Raw genomic sequence first — 21,353 nt, 5'->3', positions numbered from 1 at the left:
TCAGCGCTTCGTCAGTTTGAGTTTCTTGCGAACGTCTTCCGGACCGATGATCCGGGCACCCATGCCTTCGACCACCTGCACCGCCTTTTCCACGAGCTGCGCATTGGTGGCGAGCTGGCCCTTGCCGACGAAAAGGTTGTCCTCCAGGCCGACGCGCACGTTGCCGCCGGCGAGAACCGCGGCCGCCGGATAGGCCATGGCGTTACGGCCGATCGAAAAGGCTGAGAAGGTCCAACTCTGCGGAACGTTGTTGACCATCGCCATAAAGGTATTGAGATCGTCCGGCGCGCCCCAGGGAATGCCCATGCAGAGCTGGATCAGCACCGGATCTTCGATCAGGCCTTCCTCGGCAAGCTGCTTGGCAAACCAGAGATGGCCGGTGTCGAAGGCTTCAATCTCGGGCCGCACGCCGAGATCGGTCATCTTCTTCGCCATCGCCCGCAGCATGGCCGGCGTGTTGGTCATGACATAGTCGCCGAGGTTGAAGTTCATCGTGCCGCAGTCGAGCGTGCAGATCTCAGGCAGGCATTCGGCGACATGGCTGACGCGCTCGGTGGCGCCGGCCATATCGGTGCCCTTCGGATTGAGGGGAAGGGGGCTTTCGACATCGCCGAAGATCAGGTCCCCGCCCATGCCGGCGGTGAGATTGAGCACGACGTCGATATCGGCCGAGCGGATGCGGTCGGTGACTTCCCTGTAGAGGTCGTTGCGGCGGCTGGCGGCACCCGTGTCCGGATCCCGGACATGGCAGTGGACCACCGCAGCCCCGGCCTTTGCCGCGTCGATGGCGGACTCGGCGATCTGCTTGGGCGTGATCGGCACGTGGCTGGATTTGGAAACCGTATCGCCGGCGCCGGTGACGGCACAGGTGATGAAAACATCGCGGTTCATCGCAAGAGGCATGTTCTTGTTCTCCCTCGTCTTGTCAGCATTACGCGACAGGATGGATGGCGATGCGTTGCACTTTCGGAAGTAATCGATACATTATCGGAACTCGACGGAGGCGACCTTGCTGCAGCGATCGACGGAACGGCTCGACATTGACCTTCTCGTCCTGCCGGACGCGAATTTGATCCTGATCGCCTCGGTCATCGAGCCGCTGCGCGGCGCCAACCGCATTTCCGGCAGCGAGCTCTATCGCTGGCGGCTGCTGACGCCGGATGGAGCACCGGTCCCGACCACCAGCGATATTGCCGTGCCCGCCCAAGGCGCTTTCAAGGCGACGACCGAGGATACGCCGCTTTTCGTGCTTGCCAGCTACAACTGGCGCCGAAGTGCTACGCCGGCGCTGAAGATGCAGCTCTCCCAGGCTGCCCGCTACCGTACGGTGATTGCCGGCATCGAATCCGGCACATGGCTGCTGGCGGAAGCAAGCCTGCTCGACGGACTGCCGGCGACCGTTCATTGGGAGGACTACGAGGATTTTGCGCTGGCCTATCCGCAAGTGCGAGCGGTCAAGGATCGCTTTGTCATCGACGGCAAGCGGCTGACGACCTCAGGTTCGCTTCCGACCGTCGACCTGATGCTGGAGGTGATCCGGCAGCGGCAGGGTTATTCGCTGGCGCTCGAAGTCAGCCGGCTGTTTCGCTACGAGCAGCCGTCCTTCCATGCCGATGAGCCGCTTTCGGCAGCCTCGGCGGGATTGCGCATGCACGATCCCCGCGTGGCGCAGGCAGTAAAGCTCATGGAGGAGCATATCGAGCAGCCTCTGATTCTCACGCGGCTCGCCCGCAGGGTGGGCATCAGCGCCCGGCATCTGCAGGATCTCTTCCAGCAGAACATCGGCGCGCCGCCGCATGTGCATTATCTCGCGCTGCGCCTGAACGCGGCGCGCCGCAAGGTGATCGAGACGACCGCCTCCTTCGCCGACATCGCGGCGGCGACCGGCTTCAACTCGGCCTCGGCATTTGCGAGAAGCTACCGCGCGAGTTTTTCAGAAAGCCCGTCCGAGACCCGGCGCCGTCTGCGCCGCCGCATCACACCGACGTAGGCTGGAAGGCGTCTCGTAACATATCCGCGAGTTCGCGAACTGCCTCACTGGATCGGTAGGGATTGCGCCGGAGCACGACTTTCGAGGAATCGACCGGTGGGAAGCCGTCTTCGGCAGTCAACTCGCGGCAGCCGGGCGGAATGTTGCTGCGACACAGCGTGGTGACGGCAAGGCCCGCGGTCACGGCATTCTTCAGCCCCGAGCCGGTATCGGCGATGAAGGCGATCCGGTAATGGCGGCCGATCTGCTCCAGCGACCGGAGCGCATAATCGCGCGACCAGGTGGAGTTACGATAGGTCGCAATCGGCAGGGGATCGATATCGTGCAGCCGGTGAACCATGGATGTGACCCAGACGGTCGGGTCGATACAGAGGACCTCGCCTTTCGTCTGGTCGCTCCAGTCGAAGACCACGGCCAGATCGAGTTCGTCCCGCTCGAGGGCGGCGAGGTTGCGGACGGTATAGTCACAGGACACCGTGACCTCGACGGCCGGATGGCGTACGGCGAAAGCCGCAAGGGCCGCCGGCAGCACCGTCTGGCTGTATTCCTCGGGAATTCCGATGCGCACCGGCCCATCCAGCGGTTTGCTGCGGATCGTCGCGGCGGCCTCGCTTAGGAGGTCGATGATCCGGCGGGCATAGGGCACGAGTTGTATGCCCTGGCGTGTAAGCAGCACACCGCGGGCGCCGCGCTCGAACAGAGCTTCGCCGATCGTCTGCTCGAGCCTCTTGATCTGGGTGCTGACAGCCGACTGCGTCCGCCCGATGCGCTGGGCAGCCGCGGAGAAATTCGAGGTCTCGGCGACGACAAGAAAGGTCCTCAGCAGGTCGCTCTCAATCGGCTCGTGCATGGGAATAGCCATAGAAAAAATCGATGATAGCTATCTCTACTATTCGTTTGTCTAATGTCAATTCTTGAGGCAGAAAAGAGCCGCGTTCGACTTCCTTCTTTGAGAATATCCGCGTGACCCTTGAAAATCCGGCCAGACACCTCGCAGGCAGCGAGCACGAGAAGGGTGTGCTTCTCATCATTGCCGCGACGCTTGCCTGGAGCGCGAGCGGCGTCTATTCGCGGCTGCTCACCACTGACGTATGGACGGCGATCGCCTGGCGGTCGTTGTTCGGCGGCCTGTTCCTGCTGATCCCCTGCCTTTTCCTCGAGGGGGGTATTTCACGGCAGCAATGGCGTTCCGTCTTCCATCCGTCCGGACTTGCGATGATCGCATGCCAGACCTTCAGTCAGGGATGCTTCATCGGGTCGCTTTACATGACCACCGTCGCCAATGTGACGATGATCTATGCGACCGCGCCCTTCATCGCGGCACTGCTCGGCTGGCTCATCCTCAAGGAGAGGGTCGCCAGGCGGACGCTGATTGCCGGCGGCGTCTCGCTCCTCGGCGTCGCGGTCATCGTCGCCTCGTCGATCGGGGGCGGGACGGGGTGGGGCGATCTGCTGGCGCTCGGCATGACGGCGTCCTTCGCGCTCGTCATCATCATTCCGCGCATCAGTCCGCAGGTGCCGAGCCTGCCGCCGACCGTGGTCAGCGCTTTCCTGACCCTCGTTCTCTTCGCGCCGTTCGGTTCGGTCGGCTCGCTCGACCTGCACAACTGGATCGTCCTTGCCGCCTTCGGCGCGACCAATTTTTCCCTGGCGCTGGTGCTCTTTCTTGCCGGGGCAAAGCGGATGCCGCCGGCGGAGGCGGCGCTGATCGGCACGATGGAAATCGTGCTCACGCCCTTCTGGGTCTGGCTGCTGTTTTCCGAACAGCCGCCCGTCGCCACCTTTTTCGGCGGTGCGATCATCCTCGGCGCCGTGCTCTGGCATACGGCCATCGACGTCAACCGCAGCCGGCGGCCACATCGCGCCTAAGTCTCCCATATCAAATCGTCCCCGACGATCCGAAAAACCGCCGTATTCGCGGGATCAATTATTTCCGCTACGCAGCGAGCCATTGCGACCTTGCCGACTGTCGTCTTTGAGTTGCGCCCATGTCGTTTTCTTGATCGCTGTTTTCCGTCAGTCGTGGTTTGCTTGTGGTGTTCAAAGCGCTATCTCGCAAACTGGCGAAATGGACCTTGGGACACCGGCCTGACGCCGGCGCTGTTCCGCAGCGGTAGAAGAACTGAAATCCTCAAGGAAATCGCCGGATAGAGATCCGGAGAGATATCGAGACGGATCGAAAGGAGATTCTGGAGCCGGAAACCAGCTCTTGGCACAGCAAATCGACGGATTGCGGCGGGCGATCGCGAGCAGAACGACAGGCAAAACCCGGGCGTTCACTTCTCTTCTCCATCCAATCTGTTTTTGCAAAATCCGAATATCGCCCGATGCGGCGGTATCCTGTGTTGTAGACCGGGCTGCAGAGGAGGCAGGCCGGAGGGAAGGTTGCCATCGGCTGCATCGGTTGCAGATCGAGGCATTCAAACAAGTGGGAGGAATCCATGAGCAAGAATAGAGGCGTCGTCTATCTCCGGCCGGGCAAGGTCGAAGTTCGCGACATCGACGACCCGAAGCTGGAAGCGCCCGACGGCCGCCGCATCGAGCACGGTGTGATCCTGAAGGTGATCTCGACCAATATCTGCGGCTCCGACCAGCACATGGTCCGCGGCCGCACGACGGCGATGCCGGGCTTGGTCCTCGGTCATGAAATCACCGGCGAAATCATCGAGAAAGGCATCGACGTCGAGATGCTCGACGTCGGCGATATCGTCTCGGTGCCGTTCAATGTCGCCTGCGGCCGTTGCCGCTGCTGCAAGTCTCAAGACACCGGTGTCTGCCTGACGGTGAACCCGGCCCGCGCCGGCGGTGCTTACGGTTATGTCGACATGGGCGGCTGGATCGGCGGGCAGGCACGCTACGTCACCATTCCCTATGCGGATTTCAACCTGCTGAAAATCCCCGATCGGGACAAGGCGATGGCGAAGATCCGCGATCTCACCATGCTCTCCGACATTCTGCCCACCGGCTTCCATGGCGCCGTGCGGGCAGGCGTCGGTGTCGGCTCGACCGTCTATGTGGCAGGCGCCGGCCCTGTCGGCCTTGCGGCTGCAGCTTCGGCTCGCATTCTCGGCGCTGCTGTCGTGATGATCGGCGATTTCAACAAGGATCGTCTGGCGCATGCGGCCAAGGTCGGCTTCGAGCCGATCGACCTGTCGAAGAGCGACCGTCTTGGCGATATGATCGCGCAGGTCGTCGGCACCAACGAGGTGGACAGCGCCATTGATGCGGTCGGCTTCGAGGCCCGCGGCCACTCGGGCGGCGAACAGCCGGCGATCGTGCTCAACCAGATGATGGAGATTACCCGCGCCGCAGGTTCGATCGGTATTCCCGGCCTCTATGTCACCGAAGACCCGGGCGCCGTCGACAATGCCGCCAAACACGGCAATCTGTCGCTGCGTTTCGGTCTCGGATGGGCCAAGGCGCAGTCGTTCCACACCGGCCAGACCCCGGTGCTCAAATACAATCGCCAGCTCATGCAGGCGATCCTCCATGACCGGCTGCCGATTGCGGATATCGTCAACGCCAAGGTCATCCCGCTCGACGATGCCGCCAGTGGATATGAGAGCTTCGACCAGGGCGCGGCGACGAAATATGTCCTCGATCCGCACGGCGAGGTCGCGAAAGCCGCCTAGCGATTGCGACCGAGGAACTTTACCTGACAGGGATGGCCGGCGGAAAACCGGCCATTCCGCATTTGTCACATGACAATTTGAGTGACGAACTACTGAATGCTGAACGGAAAATATTTTGCGTTGATCATGTCGTAGGTCCCGTCCGCCTTGATGCTCTTCAACGCTTCGTTCAGGCGCGCAAGGCGCTCCTTGTCATCGAGGCGCAGCGCGATCCCGGCACCTTCGCCAAAATAGGTGATATCGACCAGATCCGGCCCCTTGAACTCGCAGCAGCTTCCCGCCTTCGTGTTCGCAATCCAGTCGTAGATGGCGAGTTTATCCTCGAGAATAATGTCCACGCTCCCATCCGCCAGGCCTTTGTATAATTCCGGCGAAGACCGAAACACCGTCTTTTTCATGTCCGGATAAAGATGGTTGGCATAGGATTCCTGCGCCGTCGACGACGTCACGCCAAGAATTTTGTCGCTGAGAGCGGCGGGGCTGACATCGCTGATTGCGGAATCCTTCCGGGCAATAAATACCGACGGACTGTTGTAGTATTTTTCAGTGAAGGCAACCTTTTGACGCCGCTCAAGGCTCATCGACATGGATGAGATGATCGAGTCGTATTTCCCGGCAACGAGATTGGGAATGATGTCGTCCCACTTCTCGATGATGAATTCGCATTCGAACTTGCCGACCTCGCAGAGGGCATTGGCTATATCGATGTCGAAGCCTTGCAGCTTGTTATTCGCATCGAGATAATTGAAGGGCGGAAATGCACCTTCGACGGCAATTCTCATCGGCATGCGATCTTGCGCAGCCACCTCGAGCGGCGAGATCGCCAGAAAGACACCCACCGCGCCCGTCATCAGCGCGCCGCGCACGATAGTCTGAATGGATATGCGCATCGTCGGGAGCTCCTTGGGGCGTATCGATCTCGCCCATAGTGCGCCGCAGCTTTTAATTCTACGTGAACGCTTCTTTGTTAGCCTCGGCCAATGCGCCCGTGTCGTGGTGTTCAGGGGTCCAGGCTTGCACATCGTTCTTCCTTCCAGCTCCAACACGTTTCAGCAGTCCTGGATTGCTTCGGGGAGAATTCTGTTTCTGATTGCCGTCAGCGGGCTTGGAGCGATCGGACTGGTCGTGCTGTCGGCACTGTGGGCGGGAACCGAGAGCGATGCTGCCGCCCTTGATCGACAGCGCCACCTTGTCAATGCCCGCTTGCGCGAACAGGTCGATCAAGTCGCGCATGTCATCGGCCAGTTCGGCAACGGCTATCTCACCCGTGTTTATCCCGCCGCCCGTTCGGCCGGAGGTTCCTCCAGCCTCGACGCGGTTCTGACGGCGGCGGCCGGGAGTGCGATCAGCCAGACCGCAATGTCCGCCTTCGGCTACGATCAGGCCTTCGTCGTCGACGAGAAGGCGCAGTTGCTCATGCTGGCGGACGCCCAAACGGAAAAGCGTTATCGCTGGATGAAGCCTCTGTTTTTGCCGCTGCTTCAGGATGCCCGCCTTGGGTTGAGACAAGGCACGGTTTCCAACGAGAGAACACCGTCCTCAATGGAAAGCCGCCTTGCAAGCACTGGCAGCTCCAACCCAGCGCTCGCCAATCTGATGCGGCTGGAAGGTCGGCCGACGATCGTCGGCGTGGTCGCCATCAACGAACCCGATGAGGGGCAACGGCAGACGATGCGGCAATTCCTGATCGTCGTGCGGTTTATCGACGGTGCGGCGCTGGACGAATTGAGCCGGCAACAGGGCCTCAACGGCGCGCGCTTCGCGCGCACGGCCGACGCAGACGAAAACGAAGTTGCCTTCCAGATCGACGCCACGGCAAACGGCGAGCCGATCGGCTTCATCGTGTGGCGGCCCGATCTTCCGGGTTCGAGGGTGATCGGCCGGTTGATGCCGGCGCTTTCGATTGCCGCCCTGGTGATCGCGATCCTGTTCTCGGTCCTGCTGGTGCGCCTGCGAAGCAGTCTCGGCGAGTTGAAGAAAAGCGAGCTGCACGCAAGGCAGCTCGCCTTGCATGATGTGCTGACCAACCTTCCCAATCGCGCCTTGTTCGCGATGCGGTTTGAGGAGTGCCTGGCCGAGACGCAGAATTCGACCGAGCGCTCGGCGGTCGCACTTCTCGACCTCGACCGCTTCAAGGCCGTGAACGACACGTTCGGCCATGCCGCCGGCGATGAACTCATCAGGATGGCTGCGGAACGGATTCGCGCCCTGCTTCGTCCGGGCGACACGCTTGCCCGGCTCGGAGGGGACGAGTTCGCCCTGCTTCTGCGTGATATCAAGGATGATGATCAGGTTTTGCCGGCAATATGCGACGCGATCGTTGCCGAACTCGGCAAGCCCTTCCCGCTTTTGCGGGGCGAGGCCGTCGCACGGGTCGGCGGCTCGATCGGCGTGACCGTCGTACCGGACGCCGGACGGAATGCCGATGACATCATGCGCTACGCCGATGTCGCGCTATACGAGGCAAAGATGGGCGGGAGAGGCCAGTGGCGCATCTATTCCCCATCCATGGACGGCGGCAGGAATGCGCGCGACATTCTCAAGAACGAATTGCGGGACGTTCTGGCCAAAAGTGCGGCCTCCTCCGCGGACGGTTCACCATCCGAACCGCTTGCGAACAGGCCGGACTACGGATCGCTCGAGGTCTACTACCAGACGGTACATCGTGCAGAGCCGGGATATACGGCGTCTGGCGCGGAGGCTCTGGTGCGCTGGCGTCACAGTCAGCGCGGATTGTTGACGCCTGCGAGCTTCATCCCAGTCGCCGAGGAAGGCGGCCTCATCGACGCTCTCGGTTTCTGGGTATTGCGCGAAGCCTGCAGGGCTGCCCGCAAATGGCCGGAAGGCACATTTGTTGCGGTCAACGTGTCTCCCGCCCAGTTGAGAAGGCCGAATTTTGCCGAGGAAGTCTTCGCCGTGCTGCAGGAGAGCGGCCTGCCGCCGTCCCAGCTCGAGTTGGAGCTCACCGAGTCCTCGCTCATCGAGGATAATTCGGATGTCTATACCGTGCTGAGGTCGCTGCGCAGCCGAGGTGTTCAGATTTCGCTGGATGATTTCGGAACCGGCTTTTCCTGCCTCAGCCATCTGGTGCGTTTCGATATCGACCGTATCAAGATCGACCGATCCTTCGTCTCGCAACTCGGGACAAAAGCCAACGGAGCGGCCATCATCGGCGCCATCGTCGCGCTCAGCCGCAACCTCGGGATCTCGACGACGGCGGAAGGCGTCGAAACCGAATATCAACGCGACTTTCTGGCCGCCCTCGGCTGCACCGATCTCCAAGGCTATTTCTTCTCCAAACCGGTTCCTGTTGGCGACCTCGATTGTTTTCGCAAAGCCGCGAGCGCCGTCGCCTGAGAGGCTTTTGATCTTCCGCCAGGAACTTTCGCCGGGCACGGCGGTTGACGCCCGAAGACCGGATGGAGGATCTGATGGGCGAGGTCGGGGAGTGGCGGCACCTTTGCGTCGACATGCAGCGGATGTTTGCCGAGGACACGCCGTGGCACGTTCCCTGGATGGTGCGGATCTCTCCGCAGATCGAAGAACTGGCCGGGCGGCATCCGTCCCGAACGATCTTCACCCGCTTCCTGCCACCCGAGCGCGCCGACGACATGCCGGGGAAATGGCGAGATTATTACCGCAAATGGTGGATGATGACGGGCGAACATCTTCCCCGCGGCTTCATCGATCTGGCCTCGTCGCTGGCAGCACTGGTTCCGCCGGCAAGGCACTTCGACAAACGCACCTATTCCCCTTGGATCGACGGCCGCCTGCATCCGATCCTTCAATCGGAGCGGGTCGACACGCTTGTCATAACAGGCGGTGAAACCGATGTCTGCGTGCTGGCCACGACGCTCGGTGCAATCGATCTCGCCTATCGCGTCATCGTGCTGAAGGATGCCGTCTGCAGCGGCGCCGACGATACGCATGATGCGTCACTGGAACTTCTGCACGATCGATTTTCCGTGCAGCTCGAACTCATGGAGACCGAAGAATTTTTGAGGGTCTTTACGTAGGGCGCTCTGCGGTTGCCCGGCGATGCTGCTCGCCGGGCTTGATGTCTTGGAGGAATCAGCCGTTCACTTCGGCGTCACGTCGAAGCCGAACCACTTTTCCGACAGCGTCTTGATCGTGCCGTCGGCCTTTGCCGCGGCAATCGCGTCGTTGAACATCGCCTTCAGCTTGGTGTCGTCCTTGCGCAGGCCGACGGAGCTGCCGCGGCCGAGGAAACCACCCTGGAAGCGCGGACCGGCCGTCGTCATGTCTTCATTGCCCGGCTTCTGCGAAGCGGTGATGAGATAGGCCATGGATGCCATCACCAGATCGACGCGGCCGGCCTTGAGGTCGAGGTCGTGCTCCTCGGTCGTCTTGTATTCGCGCACCTCAAGCACACCCTTGAGATATTTATCGACGAAGGCGGCGCCGGTGGAGGCGGTCTGCACGCCGATCGTCTTGCCCTGCAGCATCGGCTTGATCTTGTCGATCTCGGCGATCGCCCCGGCTTCGTTGCTGCCAAGCGAAAAGACCTCGCCCTTTTCCGGCAGGTTGACGAGGTCGCTTTCCCTGGAGGTTGCGAAGGCCTGGCCGGTGGAGCCGTAGGAATCGCTGAAGGCGATCACTTCCTCGCGCTTGGCCGTTGCCGACATGCCGGAGATGATGGCATCGAACTTGCCGGCATTGAGCGCCGGGATCATGCCGTCGAAGTTCTGCACGACGATCTTGCACTCGACCTTCATATGGTCGCAAAGATATTTCGTCAGCTCGATCTCGTAGCCGTCCAGCGTGCCATCCGGCTTGGTGAAGTTGTAGGGCTTGAAGGCGCCTTCGGTGGCGATCGTCACCGTCTTCCAGGTCTTGTCTTCCGCATGCGCCGTGCCTGACAGGGCCAGTACCGCGGTAGCCGACAGGGCGGTCAGAACCCGTGAAATGAATGTCATGTTTTGTTCCCCTTTTCTTCGTTTGAGCTGATGGAATTATTGGCTGATGAACTGCCGGAAACGATCCGACTGCGAATGGGCGAAGACATCCTGCGGCCTGCCGTCTTCTTCGACGACGCCCTTGTGCAGAAAGACGACGCGGCTGGAGACATCGCGGGCAAAGCCCATTTCATGGGTGACGACCAGCATGGTGCGGCCTTCTTCTGCCAGCGCGCGCATGACCCGCAGCACTTCGCCGACGAGCTCCGGATCCAGCGCCGAGGTCGGTTCGTCGAACAGCATCACCTTCGGCCGCATCGCCAGGGCGCGGGCGATTGCAGCGCGCTGTTGCTGGCCGCCGGAAAGATGCGAGGGATAGAAATTGCGCTTCTCGGCAATGCCCACCTTGGCAAGCAGGGCTTCCGCCTCTTCGATGCATTCGCTCCGGGAGCGGCCGAGCACATAAATCGGCGCCTCGACGACATTTTCGAGCACGGTCTTGTGGGACCAGAGATTGAAGCTCTGGAAGACCATGCCGAGCTGCGAACGGATGCGGTCCACCTGCCTGCGGTCGGCTGGCCGACTGCCGCCTCTCGCGTCGGGAAGCATGCGGATCGTTTCACCGGCGACGGTGACTTCCCCGGAATTCGGTGTCTCCAGCAGGTTGATGCAGCGCAGGAAAGTGGATTTTCCCGAACCCGAGGAGCCGAGGATCGACACCACATCGCCTTCACGAGCGTCGAGCGAGATGCCCTTGAGGACTTCGACCGGGCCGAAGCTCTTGTGCAGATCCTTGACGCTGAGCGCGATCGGGGAAGGGGAAGCATTCGCCGCTGTCATCGGGCGTTTCCTTCAAGTGGAGATACGGATGTCGCAACCGGATGGTATGGAGCAGGCTGGCGCAAATGCGGGCTTAGCCAATATTCGGCGAGATGGACGAGACGCGTCAGCAGGAAATTGATCGTGAGATAGATGGCGCCAGCGACGATGAACACTTCGATCGCCCGATAGCTTTCCGAAATGATCCTGGCGGCAACGCCGGTGACTTCCATCAGCGTGATGATCGAGGCGAGCGAGGTGGCCTTTACCATGGCGATCATTTCGTTGCTGTAGCCTGGCAGTGCCTGGCGGATGGCAAGCGGCAGGACGATGCGCCGGAACTGCATCAATCGTGGCATGCCGCAGGCGCGCGCGGCTTCGATCTGGCCGAAGGGCACCGACAAAAGCCCGCCGCGGATGATCTCGCCGGCATAGGCGGCGGTATTCAGGGTGAGCGCCAGGACCGCGCACCAGTAGGGCTCGCGCAGGAATGGCCAGAGGAAACTGTGGCGCACCTCCGGAAACTGGCCAAGGCCGTAATAGATCAGGAAGATCTGGACGAGCAGCGGCGTTCCGCGGAACACGAAGACATAGGCACGGGCGAACCATTCGAGCACGATGATGCCGGAAAGCCGGCAGAGGGCGAGGCTAAGCGTCAGAACGGCGCCGAGCGCAATCGAGGTGGCGGCAAGTTCCAGCGTCAGCGGAATGGCGGAGATGAGGCTTACGAAGGTTTCGAACAGGAATTGCCAGTCCATCAGCCCCTCCTGACGCCGCGCGAGAAGTGCCTTTCGGCGCGCCTGAGAAAGAGGCCGGAACCGGTGGAGATCATCAGATAGATCGCCCCGGCAATGACGTAGAAGTCGAAGGGAAGGCCCGTCGAGCCGGCCGCCACCTGCGTCTGCCGCAGCAGCTCGGCAACGCCGGTGATCGAGACGAGGGCGGATTCCTTCAGCACCACCTGCCAGACATTGCCCATCCCCGGCAGTGCGTGGCGAAGCGTCAACGGCGCAATGATGCGACGAAAGCGCAGCAACCGGCCCATGCCGCAGGCAATCGCCGCCTCGATCTCACCCGCATGCACGGCCTTGAAGGCGCCGCGAAAGATTTCGGTGAACTGCGCGCCCGAGGTGACGCCGACGGCGAGCGACCCGGCAAGAAAACCCGGAAAACCGAGAAAACCCTCGGCGCCCAACAGCCGGCCGACAGCCGTGACGACGGCGCTGCCGCCGAAATAGAAGAGGTAGATGACCAGGAGATCGGGGATGCCGCGCAGTACCGTCGTATAGGCGTCGGCGGCGATCCGAAGGCTGCGACCGCCCGAAATTTTCGCCCAGGCGCCGAATGAGCCGATCACGGCGCCGATCGTATAGCCGGCCAGAGCAATCAGTATCGTCATCCACGCGCCGGCAAGCAGCGCCTTGCCCCAACCATCGGAGCCGAAGCTGATGAGCTCGAGGATGCCGGGCTGGCTCATGGCGCCTGCCTTTCCGGCAGCGGCGGTTGGACATCGTCCGGGATCGGGTTGACGAAGGGCATGCCGTCGAGGCGCTCCTTGAGATCGGCCTTGGCGGCCTCGATGAGACCGGGATTGCAAATCAGCTCTATGGCCGTGCTTGCCATGACCTTGGCCGCATGTTCGGTGCCCTTGTGCGCCGCCGGAAGTTTGCCCTGGGCAACCAGCTGCCAGGAGTGGCCGGAGGTGCCGATGGCATAGGTCGCGCCACGCATCTGCACGGTCGGCACGACCCAGCTGACGCTGCCGACATCGGTCGAGCCTACGATCGTGCTGTCACCGGCATAGAGCGGGAAGATCTCTTCGCAGAGCGGTTGATCCTTCTTCCGCCTCAGGCCGAAGCGCGCATAGGAAGAGGCGATGTCTTCAGCGCTCATCGTCGCCTGAAACTGGCGGGCGGTGGCGCGGTCGGCGTCGTCGAAAACAGGGGGGCCGAGGCGCTGAAGGTTGGCAAACATCAGTTCTTCGAGCGGTGCGTTGCCGACCAGATTTGCATCGCCGCTGATGACTTCGCTGCGCACTGACGTCTCGGTCATCAGCGCAGCGCCTTCGGCGACCTTCTTCACGCGGGCAACGAGCGACAGCAATTCCGGCAGGTTGCGCGCACGGATGAGATACCGGACGGTGGCGCGCGCCTGCACGACATTCGGCGCCGAACCGCCGGTGTCGGTGACGGCATAGTGGATGCGGGCGGTCGACGGCATATGCTCGCGCATATAGTTCACGCCGACATTCATCAGTTCGACGGCATCGAGCGCGCTGCGGCCAAGATGAGGTGTCGCCGAAGCATGCGAGGCGCGCCCGGTGAAATGGAAATTGAGCTCGTTGCAGGCGAGCGAAACCGGATTGTTGACGCCGGCAAAGGCCGCCGGATGCCAGGAAATGGCAATGTCGACATCGTCGAAAACGCCTGATCGAACCATGAAGCCCTTCGAGGAGCCGCCTTCTTCCGCCGGGCAACCGTAATAACGAATGCGGCCCTTCAGGCCGTTTGCTGCCAGGAAATCCTTGACCGCGGCTGCCGCCAACATCGAGCCGGCGCCGAGCATATTGTGTCCGCAGCCATGGCCATTGCCATTCGCCGTGACTTCGCGCTTTTCCGCGACACCCGCCTCCTGGCTCAAGCCCGGCAGGGCATCGAATTCCCCGAGGATGGCGATAACAGGACCGCCTTCGCCGGCTTCACCCATGACGGCGGTCGGCAGGCCGGCAATACCGCGCTCGACGCGAAAACCTTCGGCTTCGAGCTGGCGCGCATGCTCCGCGACGGAGCGATATTCCTCGTAATTCGTCTCCGGCATGTCCCAGATCCGGTCGCTCAGCGCAAAGAAGGCCTCGCGCTTTGCCTCGACGATATCCCAGACGGCTTCGGTGTTTTTCATGGCTTTCAAAACGACTTCGATTCACATAGTATCCAAAATTGGCGCCAATTTAGGCTACAAAATTTTTCTGCGCAATCCGTATGCATGAATAAATTTTGGACATTTTTCTAAGGCGTTCGACAGCCTACAGAAATTCGATCGGGCGTGTTAACGGTATGCGAAACAGGGGATTTGGAATGGCAGACGTCGTGATGGACCAGCAGCAGGCGGCTTCCGACACGCGCGATGTGACGGACCTTGTCCTTCAGGACATTCTGGCCGGCGTGCTGTTGCCGGGAACCTGGCTGAAGCAGATCGATCTGGAGCGGCGCTACAAATGCACCCGCCCGGAAGTGCGCCGCGCGCTCGATCGCCTCGCACAAAAGCGGCTGGTCGAACATGTGCCGAACCGTGGCTACCATGTCTACGAGCCGGATGGCCGCCGCGCCCGCGAGGTCAGCGAGATCCGCATCATCCTCGAAACGGCCATTGCCGGAACGATCGTGCAGAATGCCTTGCCCGAGGACATCGACACGCTCAGGACGCTTGCCGAGCATTTCGACCAGATGGTGCTGAACGGCACGATGTTGGAGCTCTACGAGGCAAACCTCGCCTTCCACCGCCACCTGCTTGTCCTCGGCGGCAATCTGGAACTGGTCGACCTGATCACCGAAATCCGCCAGCGCACCTCCTCTGCCCCGGTATCCCAATGGCGCACCCGCGCCCGCATCGAGCAATCCGGCCGCCAACATCACATGATGATCGACGCCATCGCCGCCGGCGAAGCCGAGCGGTTGCAGGAACTCGTCCGGCAACATATCCTTCAGCATTGAAAGGGCTTTTCTGACTGCTGCAGAGAACGGTTTACCGGGGTCGAAAATCGACGCCGTGGTACACAATGGGCCTCCCTCCCTTACGCCCCGCGCTACCAACGATCGCTATTGCAACTGGGTAGCTTCTTATTTATAGTACCTAAGGGTTCTGTAATGCGTTCACACCTCCCTTATCCATCATAGAGGAGCGCCCGTGATCACAAGCACGTCAACATCCGCCGCCACGTCATATCTTTGGTCGTCCATCTCATTTCGTCTTGAACACCGGATCGAGGGCGGAAGCTGCAGCGTGAACGCCATAATGGCAAACGTAACGCCTGCAATTTCATTCTGATCGACCCGATGGCCAATCTGACTGTCGGCGCCGCTATGATCGATCTTTCCCTGTGTCGAACGGAAAATATTCGTTGGCAGGCGCTTGAGGTTAGCCGCAAGTCGCGTGCGGCCCTGCTGAATCAGCGACCGGCCGTCGTTTGGCTTACCGGGCTTTCAGGATCCGGCAAGTCGACCATTGCCAATAGTGTCGAGAAGCTGCTCCACGGCAAAGGGCGCTCGACTTATGTGCTGGATGGCGACAATATTCGCCACGGTCTCAACCGCGACCTTGGCTTCACCAATGAGGACCGTATCGAAAACATCCGCCGCGTTGCGGAAGTGGCCAAGCTGATGGCCGATGCAGGCCTCATTGTGCTCGTCTCCTTCATCTCGCCGTTCCGTGCAGAACGGCAGCTTGCCCGCGAGATGATGGAAAAAGGCGAGTTCTTCGAAGTGTTCATCGACACACCGATAGAGGAATGCGCCAAGCGCGATCCGAAGGGACTCTACAAGCGCGCGATCGCCGGCGAGATCAGGCACTTCACCGGAATCAGCTCCCCCTATGAGCCGCCAGAGAATCCGGAGCTCTGTCTTCGCACGGTGGGTTCCGATCCCGATCAGCTTGCCATCCAGATCGAGACATTGCTCGACGCCCGCCCTCAGCGGAGCGATTGCACAGGAGATGCTTTTTGAACAATTTATTAGCAAGGCATATTGCTGAAGCTCGAAGCGCCCTTGCATCCCGACGGAGTTTCAACAAGGTATTCGGGATAGGCGGTCACAAGACCGGGACGACGACTCTGGCCGACGTTTTTACGCTCTGCGGCCTGAGAGTCGGAAATCAGGTTGAGGGCGAGTTGACAAGCTACTCTGCTCGCCGGGGAGATTACAGTAAGCTCATTGCTTATGTGCAAAATGCCGATGCTTTTCAGGACAGTCCGTTTGCCGAAAGCGAAGTTTTCATCGCCCTCGACGCGCTCTTCCCCAATTCGCGTTTCATCCTGACGGTCCGAGATCCGGAAGACTGGTTTCGCTCCCAAATGCGGTTTACGGCCAAGCGTTTTGGCCTCGCCGACGGCAACCAGATAACCAAGGAACATATTCAGCAAGACCAATATATTTTTAGGGGCTACTGTGCGGAAGCTCATGCCTACGCCTTCCTGATGCGTACGCCGGACTACAAGTTTCATTCATCATTCGACGTCGGCGAGGATGCGATTGAATGGGAAAAACTCTTCAATAAAGACGAATATATCCGGGCCTATTTGACCAGAAACGAGTCGATCAGACGGTTTTTTCGCGGCCGGCCACATCAACTGCTTGAAATTGACATGACCACGGCCGAGACCATCGAAAATATTGCCGAGTTCCTGGGGCTTCCGGAAAGTCTGTCCAAGGTGCCGATGCCACATGCAAACAAGACGTGACATTCCCGAGATGTAAACGCTGCGTGGCAGAGAGGAAGCGGCGACACGTTTTGATGTGCGTTGTGGGGCAAATGCCAGGCAAATGACTGACAAAGCCCTGCCTCGCCGACCGCTATTCGTTCCTTTGTCGTTCACGGCGTCGCCAACTGCGCCACTGCAAGCAGCGTGTCGGCGCTGATTGTCGAGGAGATCGGTAAGGATTGATGTCGACAGATAGGTGTTCGGAACGCCGAGCGTGCGCATTAAAGCCGCTTGACAAAAGATGTCTGCTGCCACTATTGGGTAATCGATCACCCAAGGAGGATGGTGAGGATCGTGGCAGTATCGCTTTCTGACATCGCGGAACGTGCGGGCGTCTCGGTGAAGACGGTTTCCGGCGCATTGCACGGCGGCTCCGCCCGCATGTCGGACGATACGCGCCAGAAGATCAAGGCCATCGCGGAAGAACTCGGCTACGTGACCAACTTTGCGGCGCGTGGCGTGCGTCAGGGCTGGCTGCCGCTGGTCGGCGTCGTCTCCGACGGCCTCATCACTTCGCCCTTCGCCACCGAGATCGTGCGCGGCCTCGACGGAGCGGCCCGCGGCGCCGGCATGGCGGTCTTTGCAGTCAACCACAGCAGCGGCCAGTCTATCGGCTCGGTGCTCGACGAGGTGCAGCAGTTTCGGCCGCGCGCCATTGCTTATGCCGCCATGTACCACAAGGAGGTGGCGCTGTCGGACAGGTTGGCGGGCACGGTCGGCGTCATGATCAACTGCCGCGAGGCGGCCGGCCGCGTCACCGCGCTGGTGCCGGACGAAGAGGGCGGCGCGCGGGAGATCGTGCGTTATCTCCTCGTCGCCGGCCGACGGCGCATCGCCTTCATCAACCTGCCGGGCATTCTCGCCGGCACGCTGCGCGAGATGGGGTTTCGCGCGGCGCTTGAGGAGGGGGGCATCGACCCCGTCGGCGTGTTGCCGGCAGTGCGCCGCAGCGTCTACAGCGACCGCGCGCCCAGCCTTGTTGCCTCTCATGTGGAGGCGCTTCTGAAATCCGGTCAACGGCCTGATGCCATCCTGTGCGGCAATGACCGCGTGGCGATGGAAGTCTATGCGGCGCTTGCCCGCGCCGGCCTTCGCATTCCGGATGATATCGCGGTGGCAAGCTTCGACAACCAGGTCGAGCTTGCCTCGCGGCTGGACCCGCCATTGACGACGATGGCCCTGCCGCACCGCGCCATGGGCCGTCTTGCCATGGAGATCCTCCTGGCCGAGCAGCCCGAACCGCCGCATCTGCGGAAACTGCCGTTCCATCTGGTCGAACGGGCATCCGTCTGAACATCGAATAGTGTCTAACAGGAGGAGAATATCAATGAAGACTTCGATGGGTAATCGTTTACTTTCCGCGCTCTTCGCGTCCGCCGCGCTGGTCGCAACCGCCGGTTTTGCCGAGGCGAAGACCGTCATCCACGTTATGCACCAGGGCGATCCCGGCTGGGTGAAGGCCTATGGCGACGTTGCCGCCCGCTTCGAGGCCGCCAATCCCGATGTCGACATCGAGATGATCTACGCGCCGCATGATGCCTATAACGAAAAGTTCAGCGCCGCCGTCATGGCCAAGCAGCTGCCCGATATCATGGAGCTCGATGCTCCGTTCCTCGCCAACTATGTCTGGTCCGGCTATCTGCAGCCCGTCAAGCCGCTCATTGACAAGGATCTGCTCGATGACATGACGGATTCGAATATCGCCCAGGGCACCTATCCGATCGACAAGGACCTCTATGCGCTCGGCCTCACCGACTCCTCGGTCGTGCTCTACGGCAACAAGAAATATCTAGAAGCCATTGGCGCCCGCATTCCGAAATCGGTCGACGATGCCTGGACCCGCAAGGAGTTCGAAGGCTATCTCGAGAAGCTTTCCAAGCTCGAAGGCGTGAAGTGGCCGATCGACACCTTCCGGGGTTACGGCATCAAGACCGAGTGGATCACCTATGCTTACGGCCCCCTGCTCGAAAGCGCCGGCTGCGACCTGATCGACCGCAAGACCTGGAAGGCCAGCGGCACGCTCGATGGCGAGGCCTGCGTCAAGGCGCTGACGATGATGCAGGACTGGGTGAAGAAGGGCTGGGTGGTACCGACGTCGTCGGGCACCAACCAGTTCTACGCCGAGGGACAGCCGGCCGCGCTCGCCATGGGCGGCCACTGGTTCTACGCCGAGGCATCTGCAGCGATGAAGGACAATATCGTCGTCATGCCGCTGCCGAAGATCGGCGACAAGGGCGTGAGCCCGAACGGAACGTGGATCTGGGGCATTTCCGCAACCTCGGAAAACCCTGAGATCGCCGGCAAGTTCCTGAGCTTCCTGCTGAAGGACAAGGAGTACCGGGAGTACGCCAAAACCCAGTCTGCCTATCCGGGCCTGAAGAGCTTCGCCGCCGCATCCCCGCTCTATGCGGAAGGCGGTCCGCTCGCCATCGCCTTTGAGCAGGCTTCCAAGACCGCGATCGCCCGTCCGCCGCACCCGGCCTATCCGACGATCACTTCGGCCTTCATGCAGGCCGTCGACAAGATCTTCAACGGTGGTGACGCGCAGGAAGCGCTGACGGCCGCTGCCAAGAAGATCGACGAGGATATCGAGGACAACGCCGGCTACCCGCCCTTCGACGAGCAGCAGTAAGAGGTTTTGACGGGGCCGGTTCTCGGGCCGGCCCTACACCATCTCCGGACGATACCGATGAGGAGGAAACAATGACTTTGCAACAGACCTCCACGCCCGCTTTGCGGCGTCCTGCCGCACGCCGCGACAAGCAGCGGCTCTGGCAGGAAATGGCGATGATCGCGCCTGCCGTTCTGCTTCTGACGATATTCCTGATCACGCCGTTCCTTTTGTCCTTCTGGACGGCGATGACCAACCAGCCGCTCGTGCCGCGCCCGACGCCGGTGCGCTTCGTCGGCCTCCTGAATTTCGAGCGCGTCTTCACCGATCCGTTGTTCTGGACCGCGCTGTGGAACGTTACGCGCTTCACCATCTGGGTGCTGCCGGTGCAGTGCGGCCTCGCCTTCCTGACCGCGCTGCTCTTGCATCAGAAGCTGCCGATGCAGAACCTGCTGCGCGGCCTGTTCTTCCTGCCGGCGATCACCTCCATGGTGGTGGTCTGCGTCATCTGGGGCACGCTGTTTCAGTATCCGAGCGGCCCGCTCAACCAGATCGTCGGGTTCCTTTCCGGCGGCACGATCCAGCCGATCGACTGGCTCGGCGACCCCAACTGGGCGATGTTCTCCATCGTGTTGCTTTCGGCCTGGCAGGCCTATGGCTTTCAGATGATCATCTATCTCGCCGGCCTGCAGGGCATTCCCGAAGAACTATACGATGCCGCCCGCATCGACGGGGCAAGCGCGCTGCGCCGCTTCTGGCACGTCACCATGCCCGGCCTTCGCCCGACCCATGTCTTCGTGCTTGTTATCACCACCATCCAGGCCTTCAAGCTCTATACGCAGGTGGCGATCCTCACCCAGGGTGGCCCGAAGGAAAGCACCGAAACCGTTGTCCACTACATGGTGCGCGCCGGCTTCGAGGAGCAGAAACTCGGCTACGCATCGGCCGTTTCCGTCATCCTCTTCGTCATCGTTCTTCTGATCGCGCTCCTGCAACGCAAACTCCTGAGGCGCTTCGATGTCTGATATCGCTTTGAGCCAGCCAGCCCCGCTGGCAATCGCAACGGGCAGCGGCAAGAGAAGCCTGCGCATCGTGCAGAGCCTCTGCATCCTGGTCATCGCGCTGGTGATGATCTCGCCGCTGTTCATGTTGCTGATCGCCAGCCTGAAGGACGACCGCTTCCGCATCCTCGCCGACATGGGCAGTTTCCGCGCCTTCTGGGTCAGCGACCCGACGCTGTCGAACTACAAGGAGATCGCCCATTTCTCCGGCGAGCTGGCCTATGGCCGATATCTCTTCAATTCGCTGGTGATCCTCGTCGCCACGGTCGTCTCGGGTCTGGTCATCAATTCCATGGCGGGCTTCGTTCTGGCCTGGGGCTCGCTGCGCGGCAAGGCGGTCCTCTTGGCGCTGGTCGTCGCGCTCTATGTCATCCCGCAGGAAAGCATCATCATGCCGCTCGTCGTCATGATGTCGCGGGCGGGGCTGACGGATACCTTCGCGGTGCAGATCCTGCCCTGGGTGGCAAGCCCGCTCTATGTCTTCCTCTTCTACCAGTTCTTCGCGCAGCTGCCGAAGGAACTGTATGAAGCGGCGGAAATGGATGGCGCATCGGCCTTCCGCATCTACCGGTCGATCTACATGCCGCTCAGCCTGCCGGCGCTCGCCACCGTCTCGATCCTCATGGGCATCGAAAGCTGGAACCAGTATCTCTGGCCGACGCTGGTCACCCAGACCGATTATGCTCGGCCGATTGCCGTCGCCATCGCCACCTTCTTCGGACAGGACAGCATCTACTGGGACCGCGCCATGGCCGCCTCGGTGCTGATGATGATCCCGGTCCTCATTCTCTATCTGGCTTTCCAGCGCTGGTTCGTCAGTTCATTCGTCGGCTCCGCCGTGAAAGGTTGAT

The 21,353-nt window shown here is 61.1% G+C and carries 19 protein-coding genes and 1 pseudogene; 12 read left to right on the top strand and 8 right to left on the bottom strand.

The features are described 5' to 3' along the window. Positions 1 to 903, bottom strand: a complete 903-nt coding sequence (gene bcoG / locus EEQ99_RS01000) for a 3-dehydrocarnitine:acetyl-CoA trimethylamine transferase BcoG (RefSeq protein ID WP_063475777.1) — start codon at positions 901 to 903, stop codon at positions 1 to 3. 76 nt (positions 904 to 979) lie between these two features. Between bcoG and EEQ99_RS00995 the strand changes: the two genes are divergently transcribed. Beyond that, positions 980 to 1,990: a GlxA family transcriptional regulator gene (locus EEQ99_RS00995; RefSeq protein WP_244604761.1), complete on the top strand. Its 1,011-nt coding sequence runs from the start codon at positions 980 to 982 to the stop codon at positions 1,988 to 1,990. On the opposite strand, the gene EEQ99_RS00990 is transcribed toward EEQ99_RS00995, so the two are convergent. Continuing rightward, entirely contained in the window at positions 1,977 to 2,840 is an 864-nt protein-coding gene (locus tag EEQ99_RS00990; RefSeq protein WP_097542547.1) for a LysR substrate-binding domain-containing protein, read from the bottom strand. The two genes, EEQ99_RS00995 and EEQ99_RS00990, sit on opposite strands and share 14 nt — an antisense overlap. 113 nt (positions 2,841 to 2,953) lie before the next feature. Between EEQ99_RS00990 and EEQ99_RS00985 the strand changes: the two genes are divergently transcribed. Both EEQ99_RS00985 and fdhA read left to right on the top strand, forming a co-directional pair. Continuing rightward, positions 2,954 to 3,859: a DMT family transporter gene (locus EEQ99_RS00985; protein WP_127429887.1), complete on the top strand. Its 906-nt coding sequence runs from the start codon at positions 2,954 to 2,956 to the stop codon at positions 3,857 to 3,859. Positions 3,860 to 4,431: 572 nt separating this feature from the next. Next, a complete protein-coding gene (gene fdhA, locus EEQ99_RS00980) occupies positions 4,432 to 5,622 on the top strand; it encodes a formaldehyde dehydrogenase, glutathione-independent (RefSeq protein WP_028757431.1) in 1,191 nt (396 codons plus the stop codon). Positions 5,623 to 5,711: 89 nt separating this feature from the next. Here fdhA and EEQ99_RS00975 read toward each other — a convergent pair whose 3' ends face one another. Further along, on the bottom strand, positions 5,712 to 6,512 hold the full coding sequence (locus tag EEQ99_RS00975) for an ABC transporter substrate-binding protein (protein ID WP_047612136.1): 801 nt from the start codon (positions 6,510 to 6,512) through the stop codon (positions 5,712 to 5,714). A gap of 103 nt (positions 6,513 to 6,615) precedes the next feature. On the opposite strand from EEQ99_RS00975, the gene EEQ99_RS00970 reads away from it, so the two are divergent. Together EEQ99_RS00970 and EEQ99_RS00965 are read left to right on the top strand one after the other, a co-directional pair. Then, positions 6,616 to 8,979 carry a putative bifunctional diguanylate cyclase/phosphodiesterase gene (locus EEQ99_RS00970; protein WP_127429886.1) on the top strand — a complete coding sequence of 788 codons (2,364 nt, stop codon included), beginning with the start codon at positions 6,616 to 6,618 and terminating at the stop codon, positions 8,977 to 8,979. A 74-nt stretch (positions 8,980 to 9,053) separates the two neighbouring features. Continuing rightward, complete coding sequence (locus EEQ99_RS00965; protein ID WP_127429885.1) at positions 9,054 to 9,638, top strand: cysteine hydrolase family protein; 585 nt, start codon at positions 9,054 to 9,056, stop codon at positions 9,636 to 9,638. A gap of 63 nt (positions 9,639 to 9,701) precedes the next feature. Here the strand turns inward: EEQ99_RS00965 and EEQ99_RS00960 are convergent, their stop codons facing one another. The 5 genes from EEQ99_RS00960 to EEQ99_RS00940 are packed head-to-tail and all read right to left on the bottom strand — an operon-like array spanning position 9,702 to position 14,255. After that, entirely contained in the window at positions 9,702 to 10,559 is an 858-nt protein-coding gene (locus EEQ99_RS00960; RefSeq protein WP_127429884.1) for a transporter substrate-binding domain-containing protein, read from the bottom strand. Positions 10,560 to 10,595: 36 nt separating this feature from the next. After that, positions 10,596 to 11,378, bottom strand: a complete 783-nt coding sequence (locus EEQ99_RS00955) for an ABC transporter ATP-binding protein (RefSeq protein ID WP_127429883.1) — start codon at positions 11,376 to 11,378, stop codon at positions 10,596 to 10,598. Beyond that, entirely contained in the window at positions 11,375 to 12,115 is a 741-nt protein-coding gene (locus EEQ99_RS00950; protein ID WP_127429882.1) for an ABC transporter permease, read from the bottom strand. The genes EEQ99_RS00955 and EEQ99_RS00950 overlap by 4 nt, the downstream gene beginning before the upstream one ends. Then, a complete protein-coding gene (locus EEQ99_RS00945) occupies positions 12,115 to 12,834 on the bottom strand; it encodes an ABC transporter permease (RefSeq protein ID WP_028757250.1) in 720 nt (239 codons plus the stop codon). The genes EEQ99_RS00950 and EEQ99_RS00945 overlap by 1 nt, the downstream gene beginning before the upstream one ends. Further along, complete coding sequence (locus tag EEQ99_RS00940; RefSeq protein ID WP_127429881.1) at positions 12,831 to 14,255, bottom strand: M20 family metallopeptidase; 1,425 nt, start codon at positions 14,253 to 14,255, stop codon at positions 12,831 to 12,833. The genes EEQ99_RS00945 and EEQ99_RS00940 overlap by 4 nt, the downstream gene beginning before the upstream one ends. Positions 14,256 to 14,431: 176 nt before the next feature. Here EEQ99_RS00940 and EEQ99_RS00935 point away from each other — a divergent pair, with 176 nt between their 5' ends. From EEQ99_RS00935 to EEQ99_RS00905, 7 genes and pseudogenes are all read left to right on the top strand, one after another. Then, positions 14,432 to 15,067, top strand: a complete 636-nt coding sequence (locus tag EEQ99_RS00935; protein WP_127429880.1) for a GntR family transcriptional regulator — start codon at positions 14,432 to 14,434, stop codon at positions 15,065 to 15,067. Between the two features lie 291 nt (positions 15,068 to 15,358). After that, positions 15,359 to 16,075 (top strand): annotated as a pseudogene (gene cysC / locus EEQ99_RS00930) (adenylyl-sulfate kinase); the annotation flags it as partial. Continuing rightward, on the top strand, positions 16,072 to 16,809 hold the full coding sequence (locus EEQ99_RS00925; protein WP_127429878.1) for a sulfotransferase: 738 nt from the start codon (positions 16,072 to 16,074) through the stop codon (positions 16,807 to 16,809). The pseudogene cysC and the gene EEQ99_RS00925, both read left to right, overlap by 4 nt. Before the next feature lie 303 nt (positions 16,810 to 17,112). Next, the gene (locus EEQ99_RS00920) at positions 17,113 to 18,123 is read left to right on the top strand and encodes a LacI family DNA-binding transcriptional regulator (RefSeq protein ID WP_127429877.1); all 1,011 of its coding nucleotides are present in this window, start codon (positions 17,113 to 17,115) and stop codon (positions 18,121 to 18,123) included. Positions 18,124 to 18,169: 46 nt separating this feature from the next. Beyond that, positions 18,170 to 19,462 (top strand): ABC transporter substrate-binding protein, encoded by a 1,293-nt coding sequence (locus tag EEQ99_RS00915; RefSeq protein ID WP_164735903.1) that lies wholly within the window; start codon positions 18,170 to 18,172, stop codon positions 19,460 to 19,462. 71 nt (positions 19,463 to 19,533) lie between these two features. Then, a complete protein-coding gene (locus EEQ99_RS00910) occupies positions 19,534 to 20,466 on the top strand; it encodes a carbohydrate ABC transporter permease (RefSeq protein ID WP_127429875.1) in 933 nt (310 codons plus the stop codon). Next, the gene (locus EEQ99_RS00905) at positions 20,459 to 21,352 is read left to right on the top strand and encodes a carbohydrate ABC transporter permease (RefSeq protein ID WP_028757242.1); all 894 of its coding nucleotides are present in this window, start codon (positions 20,459 to 20,461) and stop codon (positions 21,350 to 21,352) included. Before EEQ99_RS00910 ends, EEQ99_RS00905 begins: the two co-directional genes overlap by 8 nt. Position 21,353: the final 1 nt, after the last annotated feature.

The organism is Rhizobium anhuiense (assembly GCF_003985145.1).
Classification (GTDB): Bacteria; Pseudomonadota; Alphaproteobacteria; order Rhizobiales; family Rhizobiaceae; genus Rhizobium; species Rhizobium anhuiense.
This window is presented reverse-complemented; position numbering and strand designations above follow the sequence as displayed.